At 65.9% G+C, this 23,742-nt stretch carries 24 protein-coding genes; 10 read left to right on the forward strand and 14 right to left on the reverse strand.

Annotated elements, in window-relative coordinates:
* Nucleotides 1-36 precede the first annotated feature (36 nt).
* Nucleotides 37-417, reverse strand: a complete 381-nt coding sequence (locus tag RM190_RS14555) for a DoxX family protein (RefSeq protein ID WP_311760184.1) — start codon at nucleotides 415-417, stop codon at nucleotides 37-39.
* Nucleotides 418-690: 273 nt separating this feature from the next.
* Between RM190_RS14555 and RM190_RS14560 the strand changes: the two genes are divergently transcribed.
* On the forward strand, nucleotides 691-861 hold the full coding sequence (locus RM190_RS14560; protein WP_311760185.1) for a hypothetical protein: 171 nt from the start codon (nucleotides 691-693) through the stop codon (nucleotides 859-861).
* Nucleotides 862-945: 84 nt separating this feature from the next.
* On the opposite strand, the gene ychF is transcribed toward RM190_RS14560, so the two are convergent.
* On the reverse strand, nucleotides 946-2,043 hold the full coding sequence (ychF, locus tag RM190_RS14565; RefSeq protein ID WP_311760186.1) for a redox-regulated ATPase YchF: 1,098 nt from the start codon (nucleotides 2,041-2,043) through the stop codon (nucleotides 946-948).
* Nucleotides 2,044-2,182: 139 nt separating this feature from the next.
* Between ychF and trpA the strand changes: the two genes are divergently transcribed.
* From trpA to RM190_RS14585, 4 genes are all read left to right on the forward strand, one after another.
* Nucleotides 2,183-2,983 (forward strand): tryptophan synthase subunit alpha, encoded by an 801-nt coding sequence (gene trpA / locus RM190_RS14570; RefSeq protein ID WP_311760187.1) that lies wholly within the window; start codon nucleotides 2,183-2,185, stop codon nucleotides 2,981-2,983.
* 102 nt (nucleotides 2,984-3,085) lie between these two features.
* The gene (locus tag RM190_RS14575; RefSeq protein ID WP_311760188.1) at nucleotides 3,086-3,712 is read left to right on the forward strand and encodes a glutathione S-transferase family protein; all 627 of its coding nucleotides are present in this window, start codon (nucleotides 3,086-3,088) and stop codon (nucleotides 3,710-3,712) included.
* Nucleotides 3,713-3,715: 3 nt separating this feature from the next.
* Nucleotides 3,716-5,239 carry a VOC family protein gene (locus RM190_RS14580; protein WP_311760189.1) on the forward strand — a complete coding sequence of 508 codons (1,524 nt, stop codon included), beginning with the start codon at nucleotides 3,716-3,718 and terminating at the stop codon, nucleotides 5,237-5,239.
* A gap of 198 nt (nucleotides 5,240-5,437) precedes the next feature.
* Nucleotides 5,438-6,028 (forward strand): NADPH-dependent FMN reductase, encoded by a 591-nt coding sequence (locus RM190_RS14585; protein ID WP_311760190.1) that lies wholly within the window; start codon nucleotides 5,438-5,440, stop codon nucleotides 6,026-6,028.
* A 55-nt stretch (nucleotides 6,029-6,083) separates the two neighbouring features.
* On the opposite strand, the gene RM190_RS14590 is transcribed toward RM190_RS14585, so the two are convergent.
* The 5 genes from RM190_RS14590 to RM190_RS14610 all read right to left on the reverse strand — a co-directional run bounded on the left by RM190_RS14590 (nucleotide 6,084) and on the right by RM190_RS14610 (nucleotide 11,893).
* Nucleotides 6,084-7,184: a flagellar basal body P-ring protein FlgI gene (locus RM190_RS14590; protein ID WP_311760191.1), complete on the reverse strand. Its 1,101-nt coding sequence runs from the start codon at nucleotides 7,182-7,184 to the stop codon at nucleotides 6,084-6,086.
* Nucleotides 7,184-8,197, reverse strand: a complete 1,014-nt coding sequence (locus tag RM190_RS14595; protein ID WP_311760192.1) for a flagellin — start codon at nucleotides 8,195-8,197, stop codon at nucleotides 7,184-7,186. Before RM190_RS14595 ends, RM190_RS14590 begins: the two co-directional genes overlap by 1 nt.
* Nucleotides 8,197-9,651 carry a flagellar hook-associated protein FlgK gene (gene flgK, locus RM190_RS14600; RefSeq protein WP_311760193.1) on the reverse strand — a complete coding sequence of 485 codons (1,455 nt, stop codon included), beginning with the start codon at nucleotides 9,649-9,651 and terminating at the stop codon, nucleotides 8,197-8,199. The genes RM190_RS14595 and flgK overlap by 1 nt, the downstream gene beginning before the upstream one ends.
* 30 nt (nucleotides 9,652-9,681) lie before the next feature.
* Nucleotides 9,682-11,016 (reverse strand): flagellar hook protein FlgE, encoded by a 1,335-nt coding sequence (locus tag RM190_RS14605; RefSeq protein WP_311760194.1) that lies wholly within the window; start codon nucleotides 11,014-11,016, stop codon nucleotides 9,682-9,684.
* An 85-nt stretch (nucleotides 11,017-11,101) separates the two neighbouring features.
* On the reverse strand, nucleotides 11,102-11,893 hold the full coding sequence (locus RM190_RS14610; RefSeq protein WP_311760195.1) for a flagellar motor protein MotB: 792 nt from the start codon (nucleotides 11,891-11,893) through the stop codon (nucleotides 11,102-11,104).
* 136 nt (nucleotides 11,894-12,029) lie between these two features.
* Here RM190_RS14610 and RM190_RS14615 point away from each other — a divergent pair, with 136 nt between their 5' ends.
* From RM190_RS14615 to RM190_RS14630, 4 genes are read left to right on the forward strand one after another with little or no spacing between them, the layout of a single operon-like run.
* The gene (locus RM190_RS14615; RefSeq protein WP_311760196.1) at nucleotides 12,030-12,710 is read left to right on the forward strand and encodes a paraquat-inducible protein A; all 681 of its coding nucleotides are present in this window, start codon (nucleotides 12,030-12,032) and stop codon (nucleotides 12,708-12,710) included.
* Nucleotides 12,707-13,402, forward strand: coding sequence for a paraquat-inducible protein A (locus RM190_RS14620; protein WP_311760197.1), 696 nt, complete (start codon nucleotides 12,707-12,709; stop codon nucleotides 13,400-13,402). Before RM190_RS14615 ends, RM190_RS14620 begins: the two co-directional genes overlap by 4 nt.
* On the forward strand, nucleotides 13,399-15,462 hold the full coding sequence (locus RM190_RS14625) for a PqiB family protein (RefSeq protein ID WP_311760198.1): 2,064 nt from the start codon (nucleotides 13,399-13,401) through the stop codon (nucleotides 15,460-15,462). Before RM190_RS14620 ends, RM190_RS14625 begins: the two co-directional genes overlap by 4 nt.
* 1 nt (nucleotide 15,463) lies before the next feature.
* Entirely contained in the window at nucleotides 15,464-16,126 is a 663-nt protein-coding gene (locus RM190_RS14630) for a PqiC family protein (protein WP_311760199.1), read from the forward strand.
* A 4-nt stretch (nucleotides 16,127-16,130) separates the two neighbouring features.
* Here RM190_RS14630 and RM190_RS14635 read toward each other — a convergent pair whose 3' ends face one another.
* The 4 genes from RM190_RS14635 to RM190_RS14650 form a co-directional block, all read right to left on the reverse strand.
* Complete coding sequence (locus RM190_RS14635) at nucleotides 16,131-16,676, reverse strand: flavin reductase family protein (RefSeq protein WP_311760200.1); 546 nt, start codon at nucleotides 16,674-16,676, stop codon at nucleotides 16,131-16,133.
* A gap of 55 nt (nucleotides 16,677-16,731) precedes the next feature.
* On the reverse strand, nucleotides 16,732-17,517 hold the full coding sequence (locus RM190_RS14640; RefSeq protein WP_311760201.1) for an inositol monophosphatase family protein: 786 nt from the start codon (nucleotides 17,515-17,517) through the stop codon (nucleotides 16,732-16,734).
* Complete coding sequence (locus RM190_RS14645; RefSeq protein ID WP_311760202.1) at nucleotides 17,504-18,856, reverse strand: TldD/PmbA family protein; 1,353 nt, start codon at nucleotides 18,854-18,856, stop codon at nucleotides 17,504-17,506. The genes RM190_RS14640 and RM190_RS14645 overlap by 14 nt, the downstream gene beginning before the upstream one ends.
* An 87-nt stretch (nucleotides 18,857-18,943) precedes the next feature.
* Complete coding sequence (locus tag RM190_RS14650; protein WP_311760203.1) at nucleotides 18,944-20,569, reverse strand: DUF2125 domain-containing protein; 1,626 nt, start codon at nucleotides 20,567-20,569, stop codon at nucleotides 18,944-18,946.
* Nucleotides 20,570-20,671: 102 nt separating this feature from the next.
* On the opposite strand from RM190_RS14650, the gene RM190_RS14655 reads away from it, so the two are divergent.
* Nucleotides 20,672-21,289: an enoyl-CoA hydratase/isomerase family protein gene (locus RM190_RS14655; RefSeq protein ID WP_311760204.1), complete on the forward strand. Its 618-nt coding sequence runs from the start codon at nucleotides 20,672-20,674 to the stop codon at nucleotides 21,287-21,289.
* 16 nt (nucleotides 21,290-21,305) lie between these two features.
* On the opposite strand, the gene RM190_RS14660 is transcribed toward RM190_RS14655, so the two are convergent.
* From RM190_RS14660 to RM190_RS14670, 3 genes are all read right to left on the reverse strand, one after another.
* Entirely contained in the window at nucleotides 21,306-21,647 is a 342-nt protein-coding gene (locus RM190_RS14660; protein ID WP_311760205.1) for a DUF2853 family protein, read from the reverse strand.
* A gap of 96 nt (nucleotides 21,648-21,743) precedes the next feature.
* Nucleotides 21,744-23,135, reverse strand: coding sequence for an adenosylhomocysteinase (gene ahcY, locus RM190_RS14665; protein ID WP_311760206.1), 1,392 nt, complete (start codon nucleotides 23,133-23,135; stop codon nucleotides 21,744-21,746).
* A gap of 67 nt (nucleotides 23,136-23,202) precedes the next feature.
* A complete protein-coding gene (locus RM190_RS14670; RefSeq protein ID WP_311760207.1) occupies nucleotides 23,203-23,634 on the reverse strand; it encodes a hypothetical protein in 432 nt (143 codons plus the stop codon).
* Between the last annotated feature and the right edge of the window lie 108 nt (nucleotides 23,635-23,742).

A 23,742-nucleotide genomic window follows, 5' to 3' on the forward strand; every position in this document is an offset into this window, starting at 1 on the left:
TCGGGCGGCGTCATGCCTTGCGCGGGAGATGCCGCCTCAGCGCCGGTCGCGGCCCAGGGCGAAGGCGCCGGGGCCGGTCGTGACCAGCATCAGAAAGACAAAGCAGAAAAGGATGGCCGCATCGCCGCCATTGGCGACGGGGAAAAAGCTTTTGGGCGCGTGCACCATCCAATAGGCAAAGGCCATGTGACCGGCCAGGATGAAGGCTACGGGCCGCGTGAAAAGGCCCAGAACGATCAGAATCCCACCGCCGAATTCGAGAATGCCCGAAAGAAGGGTCAGGCCAGAAAGCGTCTCGGGTCCGGGAATGGGGAAGCTCAGAATTTTCTGCGTGCCGTGTTCAAGATAGAGCAGGCCGGCGATGATCCGCAGAAGTCCGATGGCATAGGATTGCAGGCTGTTCAAAGTGCTGACCATGAATGGTCCCCGCATGAGGTTGGCATCATAGCCAGTCAACCGCCCGATTCCGCAAAAATCAAGCGTCCCGCGTGCAAGCGGGCACACGGAAGTCGATGGAATCCAAATGGAAACGCCGTGACAGAGGCCGCATCCGCGGGCCAGCACCTGCCTTTCCACCCTGTTCAAGCCCGCGCACGCCGGAACACGAGACCCTGCTCTGGGTGAAATCCGCATTGCGGCAGGCGTCCACAGGTCTGGGTCCGTAGCCATGTTTTCTTGCAGGGCGCGAACATGACCACCCATGCCGAGGACCTGCCCGTCGTCGATTTCCCCGAAGGGCAGGGCTATGATCCTGACAAGGCCGAGGTTACCGTTTCGATCGACGACCGGTATATCGCCAATGACCAGGACCTGGATGGCGACGGGAATCCCGATGCCTGTATCACGTCCCGCCGCGCCTGACGCCCAGGATCAGGCAAGCGCGGCAGCGGTTGTCGTGCGGATCGCTTGCGGTTGCCGGGCAGGACCCCGGCAAGCCGCCGCGGATCAGGCGTTGAACAGGAAATGCAGAACGTCGCCGTCCTTCACCTCATAGGACTTGCCTTCGACCCGGAACTTGCCTGCTTCGCGCGCACCGGCCTCGCCCTTGTAGGTGACATAGTCCTCATAGGCGACGGTTTCGGCGCGGATGAAGCCGCGTTCGAAATCGCCGTGGATGACGCCCGCCGCCTGCGGGGCCAGCGTGCCCTGATGGATGGTCCAGGCGCGGGCTTCCTTGGGACCGACGGTGAAATAGGTCTCAAGCCCGAGCAGCTTGTAGCCCTCGCGGATCAGTCGGTCGAGCCCGGCCTCGTGCAGGCCCATTTCCTCAAGGAACATCGCGGCTTCGTCCGCGGGAAGCTGGCTGATTTCCTCTTCGATCTTGGCCGAGATCACGACATGGCCCGCGCCCTGCTCGGCGGCCATCTGCGCCACGCGCTCGGACTGGCTGTTCCCCTCGGCCGCCTTGTCTTCCTCGACGTTGCAGACGAACAGGACCGGCTTCGCGGTCAGAAGCTGCAGCATACCCCAGGCCTTCTGATCCTCGTCATCGACCTTGACCGTGCGGGCGGGCTTGCCAGCCTCAAGCGCGGACTGCGCAGCCTTCAGCAGCTTTTCCTGAGCCACGGCTTCCTTGTCGCCGCCTTTCAGCTTGCGCTGGATATTGGCCAGCCGACGCTCGATGCTTTCGAGATCGGCGATCATCAGCTCGGTCTCGATGGTCTCGGCATCGGCGATGGGATCCACGCGGCCCTCGACATGGGTGACGTCGCCATCCTCGAAGCAGCGCAGGACATGCGCGATGGCGTCCACCTCGCGGATATTGGCGAGGAACTGGTTGCCCAGGCCCTCGCCCTTCGACGCGCCCTTCACCAGCCCCGCGATGTCCACGAAGGTGATGCGGGTCGGGATGATCTGCTTGCTGCCCGCGATCGCGGCCAGCTTGTCCAGACGCGCGTCGGGTACCGCGACCTCGCCGACATTCGGCTCGATCGTGCAGAAGGGGAAGTTCGCGGCCTGCGCGGCTGCGGTTTTGGTCAGCGCGTTGAACAGCGTCGACTTGCCCACGTTCGGCAGCCCGACGATCCCCATACGAAAGCCCATGATGCACCCCTTTTCCCGGAAATCTCGCGCCTTTTATGGGCGGACGCGCCCCAAGTCCAGTGCGGGCCGTTGATCTTTACCGGGCGTTGGGGATAACGCTGGACGGCGGAACGAACTGGCTGACGGGGACCGGGGAAAAATGAGCAGAATCGACGACACCTTCGCACGGCTTGCCGAAACCGGCGGCAAGGCATTTGTCGCCTACATGATGGGCTGCGATCCCGATTTCGACACCTCGCTTGAGATCATGCGCGGCCTGCCGGATGCGGGCGTCGACGTGATCGAGCTGGGCATGCCCTTCACCGATCCGATGGCCGATGGCGCGACCATCCAGGCCGCCGGCCAACGCGCGCTGGAGGCGGGTGGCAGCGTCTCGCGCGTGTTCGACATGGTGCGGGCCTTCCGCGCGGGGGACGATCGCACGCCGATCGTGCTGATGGGTTACTACAACCCGATCTATGCGCGCGACGGCGGGGTTGACCGCTTCATCGCCGAGGCGGTCGAGGCGGGCGTCGACGGCCTGATCGTCGTCGACCTGCCCCCCGAGGAAGACAGCGAGCTTTGCCTTCCTGCCAACAAGGCCGGGATGAATTTCATTCGTCTTGCGACGCCGACGACCGACGACCAGCGCCTTCCGGCAGTCGTGCGGAACACCTCCGGCTTCGTCTACTACGTTTCGGTCACCGGCATCACCGGCGGTCCCGCCGCCAATGCGGCCGAGGTCGCACCCGAGGTTGCGCGCATCCGCGCCGCGGCCGGGCTGCCGGTCGTGGTCGGCTTCGGCATCTCGACCCCCGAGGCCGCGGCGGCGGTCGCGAGCGTCGCGGATGGCTGCGTCGTCGGTTCGGCGATCGTGCGCCTGATCGGCGAGCGCCGGTCGGTGCCCGAGATCCTGGGCTTCGTCTCGGATCTGGCCAAGGGCGCGCATTCCGCCGCCTGAGAACGGGCCGTTCGCGCCGACCAAACACCGGGTTGCGCGCGGGGGCCGTGGGCAAGTCCGTTCTTCGTGCTAAGTAACCTGCACAAGAAACGGAGATTGCCCATGCCTACCCTGTTCTTCCATGCGGGCGCCTGCTCGCTGGCGCCCCATATCGCGCTGGAGTGGATCGGCGCGCCCTATCAGGCGGTGCCGGTCGAATTCGGCTCTCCCGAGCTTCTGGCGGTGAACCCCGCCGGTGCCGTTCCCGCCCTGCGCGAAGACGATGGCTGGCTGCTGACGCAATGCGGCGCGATCCTGCATCACCTTGCCCGGATCCACCCCGAGGCGGGTTTGGGTGGCGGCGACGATCCCCGTGCACAGGCCGATCTGGACCGTTGGTCCAGCTTCTTCACCGGCGACCTTCACCCCGCCTTCTTCCCGCTGTTCATGCCGCAGCGCTATACGACCAGCCGCGAAAAGGCCGATCTTGAAGCCGTGCAGGAAGCGGGTCGCAAGCTGGTCCGGCGCAAGTTGGCGCTGCTTGATGACCACCTGAAAGGGCGGGAATGGGTGCTGGCGCAGCGATCTGTGATCGACGCCTATGCCTTCCCGATGATCCGCTGGGCGGCAAAGCTTCTGCCCGAAGGCATTTCCGGCTGGGCCAATGTCACGGCTCTGCATGACCGCATTGCCGCCGACCCGGCGGTTCAGAAAGTCCTGGCCCATGAGGAGGGCCCGAAAGGAGAATAAACCATGACGACCGGCATCCACCACGTCACCGGCATCACCCGCCGGGTCCAGGCCAATGTCGACTTCTATGCCGGCTTTCTGGGCCTGCGGCTGGTCAAGCGGACCGGCGGGTTCGAGGATGCCGAGCAGCTGCACCTGTTCTATGGCGATGCGCTGGCCTCGCCCGGTTCGCTGGTCACTTTCCTGGTGTGGGAAGACGGCGCGCCGGGCCGGGTCGGGCATGGTCAGGTCTCGGAAATCGCGCTGGCGGTTCCACCCGACAGCATCGGGACCTGGCTTGTCCGCGCGATGACCGCGCACGTCCCGGTCGAAGGGCCGACCCGTGAATTCGGAGAGACGGTGCTGCGGCTGAAAGACCCGGACGGGGTGACCGTGAAGCTGGTCGGCATCGACCTGCCCGCGGCCGCGCCCCTGCCGGATCCGCTCGCGCCGACGCGCCTGCGTTCGGTCACGCTGATGACCGAGAAGCTCGCGGATTCAGCGGCGTTCCTGGGGCAGTTCGGATATCGTCCCGGCACGGTCGAGGGCGCGGTCCGGCGCATGGTTTCGGACACGGACGTGATCGACATCCGCGACGGCTCGGGCTTTTTCGCGGGCATTCCTGGGACCGGAATTCTTGACCATGTCGCATTGCGCGCCGTGGATGCGGATGCGGTCCGCCGGATGCGTCTGGCATTGAAGGACACCGACGTGACCAGCGTTCACGACCGGAAGTATTTCCTGTCGCTTTACGTCCGTGATCCCGCTTCGATCCTGCTGGAATATGCGACCGACGGTCCCGGCTTCACCCTGGACGAGGCGCCCGACCAGTTGGGCACCACGCTGTTCGTTCCCCCCCAAGACGCGGCCCGGGCCGAGGATCTGCGTGTCCTGCTGCCGCAATTCGCCCTGCCGGGCGAGGAAAGGAGTCCCATGCGCGACCTGCATTTCGTCCACCGCTTCCACCGACCGGAAAACCCGGATGGCAGCACCATCGTCCTGCTGCACGGGACCGGCGGGAACGAGACCGACCTGATGCCGCTGGCCCATCGGCTGGCCCCGAACGCCACGCTGCTGGGGGTTCGCGGACGGTCCACCGAAGAGGGGATCAACCGCTGGTTCCGTCGTTTCGATGCCGTGACCTATGACCAGGAAGACATCCGCGCCGAGGCCGAGGCCTTTGTCGCCTTCATCGAGGACGCAGTGCGGTCCTATGGCCTTGATCCCGCGCGGATGACCTATCTTGGCTATTCGAACGGTGCGAACCTGATCGGTGCGATCTTGCAGCTTCACCCGCAGGCGATCCGCAGCGCCATCCTGCTGCGGGCCGTTCAGGCGCTTGAAAACCCGCCGGAACCCGCCGAAGGGGCGCTTGCCGGGCATGGGGTGCTGATGCTGAACGGGGCGCGCGACATGTTCGGCCGGATGGCACCGGCCTTGGAACAGGCGCTGCGCCGTGGGGGTGCCGAGCTGGACAGCCGCACCCTTGCCGCGGGACATGAGCTGTCCCCCGACGACCTGACCCAGGCCGGCGCCTGGCTGGCCTGACCGGCCCGCGCCCGGATCCTTCCGGGCGCGCCACCCCGGACAGGATTCGGCAACCTTTCGCGTCGCCGGGGTGTTTCCAAAATCCGAACATGGCATTTCATTCGTGGCGACTTGCCGAAACGCGGCACCCGCAGCAATCTCCACCCCGGAAGTGGTTGACCTGCCATGAACCATGCTCAGGAAAAGAGGATTGGGAAGATGAAGAAACCGCATATCGCCGTCATCATCGGTTCGACCCGCGCGACGCGATTCGCCGACAAGCCCGCGGCCTGGCTGTTCGAGAATGTCTCGAAACGCGAGGACATGACTTTCGAACTGGTCGATCTTCGGGACTACGACCTGCCGTTCTTCAACGAGGTGGCGTCGAACGCCTGGGTTCCCTCGCAGGATCCCCGGGCCGTGAAATGGCAGCAGAAGCTGGCAGAGTTCGACGGGTATCTTTTCCTGACCTCGGAATATAACCGCTCGATCCCCGGCTCGCTCAAGAACGCGCTGGACCAGGCCTACAAGGAATGGAACCGCAAGCCCGCCGCCATCATGGCCTATGGCTCTCTGGGCGGTGCGCGCGCGGCCGAGCATCTGCGCACCATCGCGATCGAGCTTCAGATGGTCCCGGTCCGCAGCGGCGTGCATCTGGGCGGCACCGAGTTCTTCAAGGTCTCGCCCCTGGGCGCGAATGGCGAGATGTCCGAGGTCGACGGCGTCCTGCAGCCCTCGCTGAAAGCGACGCTGGACGATCTGCTGTGGTGGTCCGAGGCCACGATCGCGCAGCGCGCGAAATCCGCCTGAACGGGCCAGTTCGGGGCGGTGAATGAACCGCCCCGGAACCCGGCATCGATCGGCGCTAGTTGACGATGAATTCGGCGTGAAGCGCGCCTGCGGCATGGACCGCCTTCAGGATGTCAATCATGTCGCGCGGGCGGACGCCAAGGGCGTTCAGTCCGGCGACGACCTCGGACAGGGACGATTCCCCGCTGACCTCGGCGAAGCCGATTCCCGGTTCCTGGGTGATCTCGGCCTGGCTGCGCGGCACGACGACGGTGTCCCCCGGCGCAAAGGGATTGGGTTGCGAGACAATGGGGGCTTCGCGCACCCGCAGCGTCAGGTTCCCCTGAGACACCGCGACATGTGAAATGCGCACGTCCTCTCCCATCACGATCGTGCCCGAGCGATGGTCGATGACCACGCGCGCCGCGATTTCCGGCTCGACGGTGATGTTTTCGATCTGGCCGATCAGGCGCGCCGGATTGACCTTGCCCAGCACGGTGGAGTCGATCTCGATGGTGCCGGAATCCAGAAGGTTCGCCAGTCCGCTGCCCAGGTTGCGGTTGATCGCCGCCTCGACCCGCGCGGCGGTGGTGAAATCCGGGTTGCGCAGCGCAAGGCGCAGGCTGGTCATCTGCGAAAAGTCGAAGGCCACCTCGCGTTCAACGCGCGCGCCGGACGGCACGGTTCCCGTCGTCGGCACGCCCTGGACGACCGAGGCTGCCTCTCCGCTTGCCTCGGCGCCTCCGGCCAGAACCGAACCTTGCGCGACGGCATAGATCTCGCCATCGGCGGCGTTCAGGGGTGTCATGACCAGCGTGCCGCCCAGCAGGCTTTTCGCGTCCCCGATCGCGGCGACGTTGACGTCGATCTGCGATCCCGCACGGGCGAAGGGGGGCAGGGTGGCGGTGACGATCACTGCGGCCACGTTCTTGGGGCGAAAGGCATCCTCGGTGACGTTGACGCCCAACCGCTCCAGCAGGCTGGACATGATCTCCTCGGTGAAGGGGGCATTGCGCAGGCTGTCGCCCGACCCGCTCAGCCCGACGACCAGACCATAGCCGACCAGGTCGTTCCCGCGCACCCCGTCCACATTGGCCAGATCCTTGATGCGCACGGGCGCGGCCCCGGCAGCGCCGGCCCAAACCAGAAGCCCGATCAGAAGCCAGGCGAGCCGCATCACAGATAATCCGCCAGGCTGAGCTTCGACAGCCGCGCGGTAATCGCGTAAAGCGTCTCGATCTGGGCCTCGGCCTCCTGCAGGGCGGTCGCGGTCTCATAGGGATCGGCGGCGATCAGGCCATTGCGCGCGACCTGCAGCGCCGAGCGTTCGGCCTGGTTCGAGGTGATGGCCTGCGCGACCTTCTCCTCGCCGACGCCGGTCAATGTGCGGGCCTCGGTCAGGTCCATCTCTCCCTGCACCAGAAACCCGCCCGCCGCGCGGGACAGTTCGCGCCGGGTGCTGTGGTCCAGGCCGCCGGCTTCCGCGGCATAGGCCATGATCGCGAACCCTTTCAGCGCGGCCCGCAAATCCTGCGAACTGGCGGTGATCGGCGGCGCTATCCGTGTCTCGGGGCTGATGGCGATGGCGGCATTGCCCGTGTCATTGCCAAGATAGCCGGTGTCGGCAAATCCGCCGCCCCCCGCGGGGGCATCGAAATAGGCGTCGATGCCGGCCAGGATGTCAGCCGCCGTGGTCGCGCCGCCGACGGCAGCCGAAATCTGCGCCATCATCGCATCATAGCCGACGACCGGCGCCTGCTCGGTCCGGCTTCCGGCAAAGACATAGCGCCCCGCGACCGCCGAGTTCAGGGAGTCGATGACCGCCCGCAGGTCGCCCGGCGCCTTGTTCAGATAGACATTCAGCGAGGCTTCGGACGACACCAGCGCATCCGACAGCAGCACGGTGCCGGTGGCGCTGGCGCGCGACTGGATGTTTTCCAGCCCGGATTGCGCGGCGCCCAGAAAACTTTGCGCCTCGGCCAGGTTGCGGGCATGCGTATCCAGCAGCGTCAGCCGGGATTCGATCTGGGTGATCCGGCCAAGGTCGCCCCCCAGCGCCTTGGGAATGTCGGCCTTGACGCCGGTCGCGGATTCCTCGGACAGGGTCGCCACCCGCGCCTTCAGCGAGGACTGGCCAAGGCGCATCTGGAAGGCACGCGAAAGGTCGCTGATCGAATTGAAATTGGTCATCACAGCCTCAGGATCTGGTCGAGCATGTCGTTGACGGTCTGAAGCACCTTTGCGTTCGAGGCATAGGCGCGTTCCAGGGACAGCAGCCCCTCCATCTCGCTGTCGGTATCGACGCCCTCGGCCAGCAAGGTCGTGCGCAGGGTGTCGGAATGGGTCTTGTCCTGCAGGGCCGTCGCCTCGCTTCCCAGCCGGAAGGTCGAGGCGCGCGACACGATGTCCGTGGCCAGCGTCAGCATGGTGCGGGGCGTGGTCGACATCGCGGCCGAAGCTGGGGCGCGGTTTTCCGACAGCGCCGTCGACATGCGCAGCAACAGGCCGCTTTCGCCAAGGTCGCCCGGACCCGCCGCGTTTTGCCCGGCGCGAAGCCGCCACAATTCGCCGCCCCGGTCGGGGTCATAGGTGTCCGAAACCGCAATCCGCCCGGCAAACCCCGTTTCGTTCGCTGGGTCCAGATCCGCCTGCAGGTCGCTGAACAGACCGTGGCCCCCGCCCAGTGTCGCATCGACCGCCGGATCGGCAAAGCGGTCATAGAGTTCGCGCGCGAAGCCATCGATCTGCTTCTGGTATTCCGGGGCAAGCTGGTCGCGGATCTGGAAATTCGCCCCGATCGAACCGCCGTCAAGGACCGCCATCTCGCTTTGCGAAAGCGCCTTGCCGTTGATCGTCAACGTCCCAAGCGCGCCGTTCTCGACGCTCATGTCGGCGGTGACGCGCCCGGCCGCCGCGAAACCGATCTGCGCCGGGGTCGTCCCGTCCAGCAGGGTCGCGCCCCCCTTGGTGAACAGCGCGACGCGGCCGTTTTCTCGCGTGACCTCGACCAGGGGAACGATGCTGCTGATCTCGTCGATGGCCGCCTGTCGCGCATCCATCAGCGACGACGGATCGCCGCCCTGCGAGCTGGTCACGGTGATCTGCCGGTTCAGCGCCGCGACGCGTTCCAGTGCGGTGTTCAGCTTGTCCACATCCGAGGCGATCGCCTTTTCAGCGCCGGTCCGGGCGTCCTCGATACCCTGAGACACGTCGCCGATCTTGGCGGCCAGGTTGCGCGCGCTGTCCAGCACATCCTGAAGCCGCACGTCGCTGTCCGGTCGAGATGTCGCCGCCGCGATGGCCGCGTCAAAGGCGGTCAGATGGCTTGTCAGCGAGGATGCGTCATCCGCAGTGCCGAAGTTGGCCTCGACGCTGGCATGGAATGTCGCCAGCGTTTCCGACCCGGTGGCACGGGCCAGCGCCAGCCGGCTTTCGGCCAGAAGCCCCGCATTGACCATGCGCTGGACGCCGTCGATGGCCACGCCCCCGCCATTTGCCGCGTAAAGGCGCGAGGACAGCTCCAGCTCTCGCCGGGCATAACCCGAAACGGATTTGTTCGAGATATTGGTCGAGACGACCTCGGTCCCGCGCGATGTCGCGGCGAGGCCGGAAAGGGCGTTCGAGATCGCCGATGAAAGGCTCATGCCGTTGCTCCTGTGTCAGTCCGGCGGTAGTCAGCGCTTGATGTTGGTCGTCTCCTGCAGCATCTCGTCGACGGTCTGGATGATCTTGGCATTCGAGGAATAGGCGCGCTGGGTCTGGATCAGGTCGGTCAGTTCGGACGCGACATCGGTGGTCGAGCTTTCGCGCGCATATCCGGCGACCGAGCCGGTCGGACCGTCCCCCGCATTCCACAGAAAGAACGCGCCCGAATCCTTCGAGATCTTGTAGGTCTGGTTGTCCAGCGCGGTCAGGCCGTTCGGGTTGGGCACATCGACAAGCGGGACCTGGTACAGGATGCGGGTCACCCCGCTGTCATAGGTGCCGTGCAGATAGCCGTTCTCGTCGATTTCCACTGCCGTCAGCACCCCCGCCGCGGTGCCGTTCTTGGTGATGTTGGTGGGTGAGAAATCGGCGCTGATCTGGGTCAGCCCGCCGGTGCCACCTGGCGCTCCGATATTGATGGTGATCGGGCCATGCGCGGCGTTGACGGTCAGTTCGCCCGTGGCGGGGTCATAGGCGCCGCCACTGAGTGTCGTTACCGCCCCCAGGGGGCCGCCGGGGGCGTCGTTGAAATCCAGCGTATAGGACGCGACCAGCGATTCGTCGGCCGGGGTCGCCGGGTCGTCGAAAGTCGCGGAATCTCGCACCTCCATCGTCCAGCTGTTGGACCGCCCGGTACCCGAGGCACCGACCGTCGGCACGAAGCTCATCGTCAGGGAACGCGAGGCGCCAAGGTTGTCGTAATATTCGATCGAGGTTGAAGAGGTTGTTCCCGCGCTTCCGCCCACCGTCGCCTCGGCGGGAAGGTTGAAGCCGACGCTGATCCGGGTCGTCGGCTCGGCATAGGTGTCGTTCACGTTCAGGACGATCGGTTGCAGCCCGGCGGTGGAATCGCGCGCCATCGTCGGGATGGTGCCGTCGCGGTTCGCGGGCCAACCCAGCAGCACCAGTCCCGAGGACGTGCGCAGGATCCCTTCGGCATCGGTGCGGAATGCGCCGGTGCGCGTCAGGGACAGCGGCACGTTCCCGGTCTGAAGCCCGTCCAGCTCGGACAGGTTCATGACCGGCAGCATCCCGCGACCGGTGATCGCGATGTCGAGGGGATTGCTCGTCCCGACCAGGCTGCCGCGCTGATCGACCACGCGGCTGGATTGCGACAACACGCCCCCCGCCGAATATTGTCCGCCACCATTCGAATTGCCGATCACGACGCTTTCGAATTCTGTCGTGACGCGGCGATAGCCATAGGTGCTGGAGTTGGCGATATTGTCCGAGATGCCCGCCAGCCGGGCCGAGTTTGCGGACAGGCCGGACACGCCGGCAGCGAGGGCGGAGGAAATCGACATTCTGGATCATCCTGTCTGAGTCGAACTGGTTCAGTCTGTCCGGCGGCGGGTTAAGATCGCCCTAATCGCCGGGAAAAGTGGTGCGTCATCTGAGTAAAATCACTTCGATGCGGTTGTTCTCGGGATCCATCGGATTGACCGAACGGTTGCGCCGGTCCGCCAGCGCGGTGACACGCTGGATCCGCCGCGCCTCGGTCCCCGCACCTTCCAGAAGGTTGCGCACGGCATGAGCGCGGGCATCCGACAGCGCCCAGACCGGAGAGTGGATCAGCAATTCGGGATAGGACCGGACATGGCCCGAGATCGCCAGCTGGTTGCGGACGCGGCCCAGGACACCGGACAGGATCCCGGCCAGGTCGCGCAGGGCGGGACTGGGCTGGGCACTGTCATCGATAAAAAGCGGCTCGTCCAGCAGGTCGGTCAGCTCGATGACCAGCCCTTCGTCCGTCATCCGGGTGACGACATGTTTCAGCAGGTTCTGGCGCTGCATGGATTCCGCGCCGCGCCCGGTCAGCTCGTCCTGGACGTGACGGGCCATCGCGTCGAAAGCGGTCTCGTTCGGGTTTCCGCCCTTGATGTCGCGGGATGAGCCGATGCCCTTGCCCGAATTGGCATCTGCATCCTGCAGGTCGCCGCCAAAGGGACCATGAGCGCCGCCCTTGGTCGATTGCACGATGGTGGGGTTGAAATACTCGGCCAGACCCTGACGCTGCTTTTCCGTGGTCGCGTTCAGCAGCCACATCAGCAGGAAGAAGGCCATCATCGCCGTGACGAAATCGGCATAGGCGACCTTCCAGGCCCCGCCGTGATGGCCGCCGCCGCTGCCGCTGCGGGCGCGGATCTTCCGGATGATGATGGGCGCGCCGCGTTCTGCCATGGCCAGTCCCTTGCCGCTGTTCCCTGTTGGTCTAGGCGCGCGGGGCCTAAGATCGGGTTAACGGATCAAATGCCGCGCATTCGGGGCGGTGCCCGCTGCGCCTTGCAAGGCGCGGGGCATCCCCTATTCTGGGCTGATGCAGATCGAAGGCACATATGACCTGACAAGCGGACGCGGGCTGATTGCCTGTCCGCGTTGCGACGCGCTTCATGTGGAACATGACCTTCATGCCGGGGAAACCGCCCGCTGCGTGCGGTGCAACGCGGTTCTGGCCAGCCCGCGCGCCGGGGCCTTCACCCGGATCATCGCCCTGTCGTTCACCACCATCGTCCTGATGCTGGCGGCGGTGTTCTTTCCGTTCCTGCGCATCTCGCGTTCGGGGTTCGGGAACGAGACATCGCTTTTCGACGTGGCACTGGCCTTCTCGCACGGGCCGCTGATCCCGCTGACGGTGGGGCTGCTGGGGGCAATCGTCGGCCTGCCGGTGCTGCGGGCCTGCCTGCTGGTTTATACCCTGCTGCCGCTGTCGCGCGGGCGGCCCCCCCGCGCCCATGCCGTGGGGGCCTTTCGCCTGTCCGAAACGCTGCGGCCGTGGTCGATGGCCGAGATCTTCGTGATCGGGACCACGCTTGCCCTGGTCAAGGTCGGCGGGCTTGCGACCATCAGCTTCGGGCCGGCCTTCTGGGCCTTCTGCGCGCTGATCCTGGTCAACGCGGCCAGCAACGTCTTTACCAGCGCCACCACGATCTGGGACGCGATCGAGGATGGCGGGGCGCATACCGACGGGCGCGAACTGCTGAGGGAGCGGCCGGAATGAACGACAGCCCGACGAATCCCGGCCATGACCACAATGCCGAACATGACGCGCCGATCCTGACGGCGCATCGCGCGGGGCTGATCGGATGCCGCGGCTGCGGTCGTGTCTGGCCCGCGGCCGAGGAAACCTGCCACCGCTGCGGCGCGGGGCTGGTGCCGCCCGATCGACGTTCGCTGAATGGGGTCTGGGCCTGGCTGATCGCGGGCTTCATCTTCTATATCCCCGCGAACCTGTTCCCGATGCTGCGGACCTCGACCTTTGGAGGGCTGGCGGGAAACAGTGAATCCACGATCTTCGGCGGCGTCCTGGAACTGCTGCATTACGGCAACTGGTTCGTCGCCGCCGTTGTCTTTACCGCCTCGATCATCGTGCCCATCGGCAAGTTCATCTCGATCGCCTGGCTTGCCCTTGTCGCGGGGCGCCCCGCCACGGTTCATGACGCGCATCGCCGCCTTGTTCTCTACGAGGTGGTCGAATTCATCGGGCGCTGGTCGATGATCGACGTCTTCGTCGTGGCGATCCTCTCGGCACTGGTCCAGCTGGGATTTGTCGCCTCGATCCATCCCGGACCGGCGGCGGTCGCCTTTGCGCTGTCTGTTGCTTTCACAATGCTTTCTGCGCAAAGCTTTGACCCAAGACTGATCTGGCGGGGGCTGCCGCTGCGAAGCCGCAAGGACCAAGACCACCTATGACCGACACACCCCCGCCCGCCGAGCCTGGCCCGGCGCTGAAACCGGCCGAGCCTGTGCGCAAGACCGCGGCCCGCGCCGTGCGTGCAGGATCGTCGCTGATCTGGCTGGTTCCGATCATCGCGCTGATCGTGACCCTGGGGGTGGGTTGGAACGCCATCGCCAGCCGCGGCACGCTGATATCGGTGAACTTCAAGGATGCGACCGGGATCACGCCCGGCGAAACCGCGCTGAAGTTCCGCGAAATCACGGTGGGCAAGGTCGAATCCGTCCGTTTCACCTCGGATCTGCAACAGGTCGAGGTGAATATCCGTGTCGACAAGGATCTGGCCCGCTTCATCGACAGCCAGTCCCAGTTCTGGATCGTGCGGCCACAGGTCTCGGCGCAGGGAATTTCGCGCCTGGACACCGTTCTGACCGGATCCTTCATCGAAGGTTATTGGGACGGACAGGCCGATGAGCAGCAGACCGAATTCCAAGGCCTGGAAAAGCCGCCCTTGACCAGCTTTGGCGCCAAGGGAACCTGGATCGTGCTGTCGGCCGAGCGGTCGCGGGGCATGACCGACGGCGCTCCCGTCACCTTCCGCGGCTTGCAGGTTGGGCGGATGCAGAACCTGCGGCTGGCCGAGAACAACGAAGGCGTGCTGGCCGATGTCTTCGTCGCCGCCCCGCATGACGCGCGGCTGACCAGCAACACGGTATTCTGGGATACGTCGGGGTTTTCGATCTCGTTCGGGGCGCAAGGTCTGGCGGTCAACGTGAACTCGCTGGCCTCGTTGCTGCAGGGCGGGGCCGAATTCGCGACGCTGACATCAGGCGGTGAGCCTGTCGAGAATGGCCATGTCTTCGCGCTGCAACCCAGCGAGGCCTCGGCACGTGAGAACCTGTTCATTGACGCGGCCAACGTCCTGCGCCTGACCATGCTGATCGACGAATCCGTCAAGGGGCTCGAGACGGGCGCGAATGTCCAGTACATGGGCCTGACGGTCGGACGCGTCACCGACCTTGCGTCGCGCACCGTCGACGGCCCGAACGGTGAACGGATTCAGCAAGAGGTGACGCTGGCCATCACGCCCGAACGGCTGGGCCTGTCCGGCGATGTGACGCGCGAACGCGCACTGGACTTCGTGGCCGAGCAGGTGGGCAACGGGCTTCGCGCGCGCATCGCCAGCGCCGGGTTCTTTGGCACCTCGCTTGAGGTCGAACTGGTCTCGCTGTCCGACAGCGCGCCCGCGGAACTGAACCGCGATGCCAAGCCAAATCCGGTCATCCCGACCGCGCCGGGCGAGATCTCGGACTTCTCGGAAACGGCGCAGGGCTTCCTGTCGCGGGTTGGCAACCTGCCGATCGAGGAGGCGCTGAAATCCGTCACCGACATGATGAACTCGATCACCTCGCTGGCCAGCAGCGAAGACACACGGGCCATTCCGGGCGCCCTGCGCGGCACGCTGGACGACGCCCGGACCACCAGCGGCGAGATGCGCCAGATCGCGACCGAGCTGCGCGAATCCGGCGCGGCGGGTCAGCTTCGAAAGATGATCGACGAGGCTTCGGCCGCGGCCGAGGCGGTCAAGCTGGCCGCTGCCGATGTCCCCGCCATGGTCGAGGAAATCGACAAGGCCGCGACCTCGGTGGCCGAAGTCGATTTCGCCGCCCTTTCCACCGAGGCGCAGGGAATCCTGAAGGATGTCCGCGCCATGATCGGCTCGGAGGACGCCGCGCAGCTGCCGCGCAACCTGTCCGACACGCTCGAGGCGGCATCGGGGCTTCTCAATGACCTGCGCGACGGCAATGCCGCCGGCAGTCTGAACGAGGCGCTGAGTTCCGCCAAGCTGGCGGCGGACAGCATCTCGGACACCGCCCGGCAGCTTCCGCAGCTGACCGCGCGGCTGGAATCGCTGGCAGCGCGGGCGGAGAGCGTGATTGCGGCCTATGGCGACCGCTCCGCCTTCAACACCGAGACGATCAATTTGATGCGCGAGATGCGGCGCGCGGCCAATTCCTTCGCCAACCTGGCCCGCACCATCGAACGCAATCCACAAGCCTTCATTCTGGGACGATAAGATGCGCCACCTTTTGATCGCCTCTGCACTGCTGGCCGCGCTGGCCGGCTGCTCGAATGGCGAAAAGACCGCCCGCTACCTGATCGACCCGCCGGCTTCGGGCGAGCGGTTGCCCAACCGCCTTGGCACCGCCGAGCTGAGGGATGTGTCGCTGCCCGAATACGCCTCGGCGGGTGAGGTCAGCTGGCAGGGTGGCGATGGAGCGGTGCGTTCGAACACGCGCCAGCTTTGGGCGGACCAGCCGCAGCGCGCCTTTACGCTGACGCTGGCGCGGGCGATTTCGGACATGTCGGGCGCGACGGTCATCGCCGAGCCCTGGCCGCTGGCCGAGCCCCCGCGCCGCACCGTCGAGGTCCGGGTGGAAAAGGCTCTGGCCCAGTCCGATGGCAGCTTCCGGCTGAGCGGGCGCTATTACGTTGCAGACTCTGCGGCTGGTGGCGCGAACCATGCGCGCAGCTTCGACATTTCGGTCCCGATGGGCGTGCAGGGCGACAAGGCGGGTCCCGCGACCATCGCGCGGGCGCAGTCGCAGGCCATCGCGCAGCTTGCGCGCCAGATCGCGACCTTGAGCGGGGCGGGAAATTCGCTGCGCACTTCGCAAGCGGCGCCGGGGCGGATCGACGACATCTTCTCGCAACCGCTGCCGCCTCTGGACGGCAGCTGAGGGGTCAGCCCGCCGCCGGGTCGAACTGGCCAAAGCGGCCCGCAGCAAAGACCAGCGGGTGATCGCCGGGTCCGGCGACCGTGACCCGCAGGACGCGGCCGATCATCACCGTGTGGTCGCCCGCATCATGGGCGGCGTGGCTTTGGCAATCGAACCGCGCGGCGGCACCGGGGATCAGCGGCACGCCCTGTTCACTCAGCCCGTGGGGAAGGCCCTGGAACTGAAGCCCGCCACGCGTGAAGCGCAGGCAGGTGTCAAGCTGTTCGGCCCCCAGGATATGCACCGACCAGAAGGGCGCGTGCACGAAACCTTCGTGCCGGGCCGAGGCTTTGGCCGGGCACCACAGCAGTAGCGGCGGTTCCAGCGAGACGCTGGTGAAGCTGTTCACCGTCATGCCCATCGGACCGGCATCGCCCGTGGCGGTGACTACCGTGACGCCGGTGGCAAAGCGCCCCAGCGCTTCACGCAGCAGGCGCGCCTCGGCGGTCGCGGGATGAAAGGTGATTTCGTCCGCGAGCCGGTCGCGGGTCGCGGGAGGAATGCGGCTCATGCGCGGAACCCTGTCATCTGCGGTCGCCCATTCATAGCCGCGCCCCGGCAGGTCATCAAGCCGAGCCAGCCGGGCCGAGCCCCGCGATCATCTGGCGGTGCAGGCCGGGTGGCGCGACGACCAGGCCGTCGCACAGCGCACGGGCAGTGTTGAACCGCAACGGGCGCCCCGAAAGCTCTGTCGCAAGGCAGCCCGCGCGCTCGGCGATCAGGCTGCCCGCGGCGATGTCCCATTCCCACGCGGCCCGTGTCGACAACGCGGCGTTGAACTGGCCCTGCGCCACCAGGCACAGCCGCCATGCGAGCGAGGGGCGGAATTCCCGCCGCACCGGCGGAACCACTCCGCGCCAGAACACCGGGTCGAGGCTGGGTTTCCCTGTCAGCACGCGCGCCCCGTCCAGCGCGCTGTCTGCCGGGGTCATCGGTTTGCCGTTCAGCAGGGCCGGTCCTTCGGAATGGGCCAGATAGGTCAGGCCGCGCGCAGGCAGATGGACCACCGCCGCCGTGATCCGGTTCCCGGTGGCGATGGCCAGCGAATGCGAAAACCCGTCCTGCCCGGCCAGGAAGGCACGGGTCCCGTCGATCGGGTCCAGGATGAAGCAATGTTCGGCGTCCAGCCGGGCGGGTTCGTCCGCGGATTCCTCGCTGAGCCAGCCGTAATGCGGCCGGGCTGCGCGCAGCACCTGTTCCAGATGCGCATTGACGGCGAGGTCGGCCTCGCTGACGGGGCCGGCGCCGTCGCTTTTCTCCCAAGCCTGGGGATCCTTGCGCCAGAACCGCAGGGCGATTTCCCCTGCCTCGCGCGCGGCATCGGTCAGCAGGTCCAGGTCACTCGCCGGCAACGGTCATCCCTTCGATCAGCAGACTGGGCACCCGGGAGGCGCGCCAGTCGCGGACGTCATTGGCGGCGGTCAGGCGCATCAGCATGTCGCGCAGGTTGCCCGCGATGGTGCATTCGTTCACAGCATGGGTGATCTGGCCATTCTCGACCCAGAAGCCGCTGGCCCCGCGCGAGTAATCTCCGGTTGTCGAGTTGATCGAGGCACCCAGCATCGACGTCACCAGAAGGCCGCGACCCATGTCCCGGATCAGGTCTTCGCGGCTTTTCTCTCCGGGTGTCAGCACCAAGTTGGTGATGCCGGGCGAAGGCGGGCTGCCCGCGCCACGCATTGCGTTCGCGGTTGATGGCATGCCCAGCTTGCGCCCGGTCGCAAGGTCAAGCGTCCAGCCCTGCAGGACACCGTCGCGGACGATGGCACGCGGGGCGGTGGCCAGCCCCTCGGCGTCGAAGATGCGCGATCCGCCCATGCGCGGCAGATGCGGTTCTTCGATCAGGTCGAAGCCCGGCGGCAGGACCGCTTCGCCCAGGGCATCGCGCAGCCAGCTCGCGCCGCGCGCAACGGCCGCGCCATTCGCGGCCGAGACCAGATGTCCGATCAGGCCCGAGGCGATGCGTTCGTCGTAAAGGATCGGAAACGCGCCGGTCGGAGGCTTGCGCGCGCCCCGCCGTTCGACCGTGCGTTCCCCCGCTTGCCGCCCGATATCCTCGGGCGAGGGCATGTCGGATCCGTGGACCCGGCTTTCCCCGGCCCAGTCACGCTCCATCCCCGTGCCTTCGCCCGTGATCGCGATCGCCGACAGGCCATGCCCGCTGCGGGCGACACCGGCGGAAAAGCCGTTCGTCGCCGAAATCCACATCCTGCGATGCGAGAAAGAGGCACCGGCGGCCTCGATCTTGGAGATGCCGTCCACGGCCAGCGCCGCGGCTTCGGCCCGCAAGGCGGCGTCCTGCAGAAAGGCGGGTTCGGGTTCGGGGCCGTGGTCGAACAGGTCCAGCCGCGTGCTGTCGGTGTCGCGGGTCAGCTCGTCCGGCTCGGCAAGGCCCAGCGTGTCATCGACCGGCGCTTCGCGCGCCATCGCGACTGCGCGCTGGGCCATGTCGCCGATGGTCCGCTCGGACCGGTCCGAGGCCGAGACGCAGGCCTGGCGTCCGCCCAGCAGCACGCGCAGCCCGATCTCGACACCCTCGGCGCGTTCGGCGTGTTCCAGTTTGCCCGCCCGCACGTCGACCGAAACCGCCGCGGCCTCGACCGCCACGGCATCGGCCTGATCCGCCCCGGCCCGGCGCGCGGCCGCCAGAAGCTGCTCTGTCAGGGACTGAAGGCGCGCGAATTCGGACATGGTCTCTCCTCGGGTCGACGGCGGCGGCGGAATGCCTTGCGCCCCGGACGGGCCGGGGCGCGGCAGGATGGCGTTGTGGCGCCGGACTTACTTGATCTGCTGCCCGTTGGCAAAGATCGCTCCGCCGTCCTTGAATTCAAGTTCGGTGGTCAGCTTGTCGTCGCTGCCCTCGACGGGCTTGGCGAACATGGCCAGCATCATGCGCACGCCCATCATCTGGTCCTGAGGGATCAGGCCGATGCTGCCCAGCTTGTCGAGCAGGCCGTTGATCCCCTGGAACTCGGCATGAACCTGGCCCACAGGGGCATCCATCGAACCGGATTCAGGCGTCTTCAGGCTGCCGGTGGCGGTTGCGCTGGCACCGAGCAGGTTCAGCGCGATCTGGTTGATGTCCAGCTGGACGGGTTCGAAGCCCGAGGGTTCGGCGCTTGTTTCATCGTCCATTTCGTCCATCTGGGCCTGGGCTTCGGCGTCATCGGCGGGGGCGTCGGGCGACATGCTTTCGGCGGTGGCGTCGTCGGTCGCATCCGCCGGGGGCGTCTCGTCGCCGGTATCGGGCTCGGGCAGGGCGAAAAGATCCTTGGTGACCTTCATCAGCCCGCCCAGGTCGATTTCAAGCGAAGCCGGATCGCGCGGCAGCTTGGCTTCGGGGTCGAACATGTTCCAGATCGCATCGCCCAGCGAAACGCCTTGCAACGAATAGGCGAATTTGAACGGCTGCGGCGCGTCCTGCTGTGTGACCGGAAGCTGCATGTTGAAGCTGCCGCTGTTCACCGCATAGTTGATCGGGAAGGGCAGTTGCGGCGAGGTCATGTCGAACTGCATCGCGTCCGAACCAAGCTGATAGCCCATGCCCGCGCTGGACAGCGTGAAGCTGCCGTCGAAGCCCTTGCCGTCATATTTGCCCGCGCCGCTGCTGGGCTGGCCGCTTTCGTCAGTGCCCGAGAATTCGAAGGTGGCGTTGACCGCCCCCGACCTCATCCGACCGTCCATCGCCAGGCCCGCCTTCAGCGCCTCGCTCATCTGCTCTTCCAGGTTGGCGATGCCCTCGGGCGCGGTCATGCTGCCATCGCCCTCGATCCCCTCCATGCTGCCCGCGAATTTCACGCTGCCTTCTTCTTCGTCGCTGACATCGCCGCTGAAGGTGACCTTTTCGGTCTTCAGGTCATAGTCATATTTCGCCGGATTCCCCGACACGACGTGGAAGTTGCCGGTCGAGTTCTGCAGCGCGAAGTTCATCGGCAGCGGGCGTTCGTCGCCGTCGCTGGTCATCGTGGTCAATGCCAGCTCGATCGTCGGGTAGTTGAAGGCGTGGGTCATGTCCTCGGGCGCGCCCGAAGTCACCATGCCGTTCCCCGGCAGTGAGACTTTTACCGGGATCGTATAGGTCCCGCCTTCGGGCTCGGCGCCTTCCAGGGTCAGGTCCATGTTGTCCGAGAAGACGGTCTTGACCTTGCCGTCGCCCTGGCCGGTCAGCAGCGCCTGCGGCAGCTTGACCTCGACCCGGCCGGTTTCAGGACCGCCCGCGATCAGGATGTCGCGCACGGTCAGCGTGTCGCCGGACATGTCGCGCCCGCCCTCAGTCACGGTGTAGCCCATGGACTGATAATATTCGACCCAGGACTGCCAGACCTGTTCCGGAGTGACGTCGGCAAAGGCGGGCGTGCCGATGGCGGCAAGGGCCATGGCAGAGCTTGTCAGTTTGCGGAACATTTCATTACCTTTCATGGGCGGAGCAAGTCATCGTCGAAGCAAGGAAAGAACATTTGCCTTGGGTTGTGCCATAGCATGCGCGGGGCTCCAAGGAGTGTTGGCATGATCTTGAGCGATTTCTCGGACGGTTTGGGGCGGATCACCATCTCGCGCCCGGACAAGGCGAACTCGTTGACCGGGGCAATGCTTGCCCAACTGACCGGGGCTTTTGCCGCAATGGCCGAACGGACCGATCTGCGCGCGGTGGTCCTGACCGGCGCGGGGCGGGTGTTTTCCGCGGGGGCCGATCTGGACGAGGCACGGGCGGGGCTGGCGCTTTCCCCGGAATGGGAACGGCTGTCGGCCCGCGTCGCCTCGATGCCCTGCCTGACCATCGCGGCCCTGAACGGCACGGTCGCGGGCGGTGCGATGGGAATGGTGCTGGCTTGCGACATCCGGCTTTGCGCGCCGGGGGCCAGCCTGTTCTATCCGGTCATGCGGCTGGGTTATCTGCCGCAGCCAAGCGACGCGCGCCGACTGTCGGAGTTGGTCGGACCGTCGCGGGCGCGGATGATCCTGCTGGCGGGACAGAAGGTTCCGGCCGACGAGGCGCTGGCCTGGGGGCTGGTCGACCGGCTGGTCGCCCCCGAAACGCTGCTGCCCGCGGCCGAGGCGCTGACGGCTGATGCGCGTGTCGCACCAGCCGGTCATGTCGCTGCGATCAAGGCCCTGATGACCTGACGCGTTGCCTGGCCGTTCAGGCGTAGGCCGACTGTCGCGAGAAATGCTGGCACAGCATGTAATAGACGACGGCGCGATACTTGTTACGGTTGGCGCTGCCGTATTTCGCGACGACCGCGTTGATCGCATCCATCAGCTCGGGGCTGTCGCCCAGTCCCAGCTTCTTGATCAGATAGTTCTGCTTGATGCGCTCCAGCTCGGCCGGATCCGAAGCCGCGACGGTTTCCGCATCGCTGTTATAGATCGATGGCCCGCATCCGACCACGACCTTGGTCAGCAGGTCCATGTCCGGCGCGGTGCCCAGTTTGTCCTTCATATCGGCTGCGTATTTCGCGATCAGGTCGTCCCGTTTGCTCATGGTGCATCCCCCGAAATGTGAACTTCCGGGGGAAAGCCTAGCGGGACGGGGCGAAATATCAACCGCAAGCATGGGCTTGCCGGTCGGCGCGGCCCGTCAGTAGCGGTAATGCTCGGCCTTGAACGGCCCTTCGGGGGTGACGCCGATGTAATCGGCCTGCTCTTTCGACAGGGTCGTCAGTTTGACACCGATCCGGTCCAGATGCAGGCGTGCGACCTGCTCGTCCAGATGCTTGGGCAGGATATAGACGCCGGGCTGGTAGTCGTCGCCCTTGGTCCACAGCTCGATCTGCGCCAGCACCTGGTTGGTGAAGCTGGCCGACATCACGAAGCTGGGATGGCCGGTCGCGTTGCCAAGGTTCAGCAGGCGGCCCTGCGACAGCAGGATGATGCGGTTGCCCGAGGGCATCTCGATCATGTCCACTTGGTCCTTGATATTGGTCCACTTGTGGTTGCGCAGCGCGGCGACCTGAATCTCGTTGTCGAAATGGCCGATGTTGCCGACGATCGCCATGTCCTTCATCTCGCGCATATGCTCGATGCGGATGACGTCCTTGTTGCCGGTGGTGGTGACGAAAATGTCGGCCGATGCGACCACATCCTCAAGCAGCACGACCTCGAAACCGTCCATCGCGGCCTGCAGCGCGCAGATCGGGTCGACCTCTGTCACCTTCACGCGCGCACCGGCGCCGCGCAGGCTGGCCGAAGAGCCCTTGCCGACATCGCCATAGCCGCAGACCACGGCGACCTTGCCCGCCATCATCACGTCGGTGGCGCGGCGGATGCCGTCGACCAGCGACTCCTTGCAGCCATACTTGTTGTCGAATTTCGACTTGGTGACGCTGTCGTTCACGTTGATTGCCGGGAAGGGCAGCAGACCCTTCTTGTGCAGGTCGTAAAGACGGTGGACGCCCGTGGTGGTTTCCTCGGACACGCCCTGCAGGGCCGCGCGCTGCCGCGTGAACCAGCCCGGAGACTGCGCGAGGCGCTTCTTGATCTGGGCGAACAGGAATTCTTCCTCTTCCGAGGTCGGGACGGCGATCAGCTCGGTTTCACCGGCTTCGACACGAGCACCCATCAGGACATACATGGTCGCATCGCCGCCATCGTCCAGGATCAGGTTCGCGGTGCCTTCGCCGAACTGAAAGATCTGGTCGGTATAGGACCAGTATTCCTCAAGCGTTTCACCCTTGATAGCAAAGACAGGCACGCCGGACTTGGCGATGGCCGCCGCGGCGTGATCCTGGGTCGAATAGATGTTGCACGACGCCCAGCGGACTTCGGCGCCAAGCGCGGTCAGCGTCTCGATCAGTACCGCGGTCTGCACGGTCATGTGCAGCGACCCGGCGATGCGCGCACCCTTCAACGGTTGGGTCGCGCCGAACTGGGCGCGAAGCGCCATCAGGCCCGGCATCTCGGTTTCGGCGATGTCCAGTTCCTTGCGGCCGAAATCGGCCAGGCTGATATCTTTGATGATGTGATCGGTCACGGCAATGCCTCAAGAATGGGTGTTTGCCGCGCCATAGCATTTGCAGGCATTTCCTGCAAATGGCGGGTCAGCTGTTGAGCCCGACCTTGACGAAATAGGTCTGGGGACTTTCGCCCGAGTTGAATCCTATGCCCGAGGCGATGATGCAGCTGGTGGCGTCGGGACGCTCCAGCACCACGGTCCATGTGCCCATCAATTCGGATCCCCACAGCGCAGTGTCGCGGGAATTGGTTGCGACCTTGTGTTCGTCGAATTCGTCGCGCAGGGCGGACTCGATCTCGGCATTGCGGTCGCACCAGGGCTGGCCGGGACCGGCATCGGCCGAAACCGGCAGCGAGCGGGCCATTTCGCGCACCGCGCGCGGATCCATGCCCGCCACGGCGGACCAGCCGCGCGGGTTGCCGGCGTTTTCTTCGCGCGGGGTGATGGTGGCGCCAGCCTGACCGGCGGGCAGCGCGACAAGCGCGGCAAGAGTTGCGGCAAGCAGGCTGCGGGTCATGGAATTCGGCATGGTTTCAACCTTTCGATTTCGCGGCGATCCCAAGGAAGAAACACGACGGAAGCGGGCCGGGTTCCGGTCTTTCCGCATGGTCCCGGTGTTGTGAGC

This window comes from Paracoccus broussonetiae, from assembly GCF_031854425.1.
In the GTDB taxonomy this organism is placed as follows: domain Bacteria; phylum Pseudomonadota; class Alphaproteobacteria; order Rhodobacterales; family Rhodobacteraceae; genus Paracoccus; species Paracoccus broussonetiae.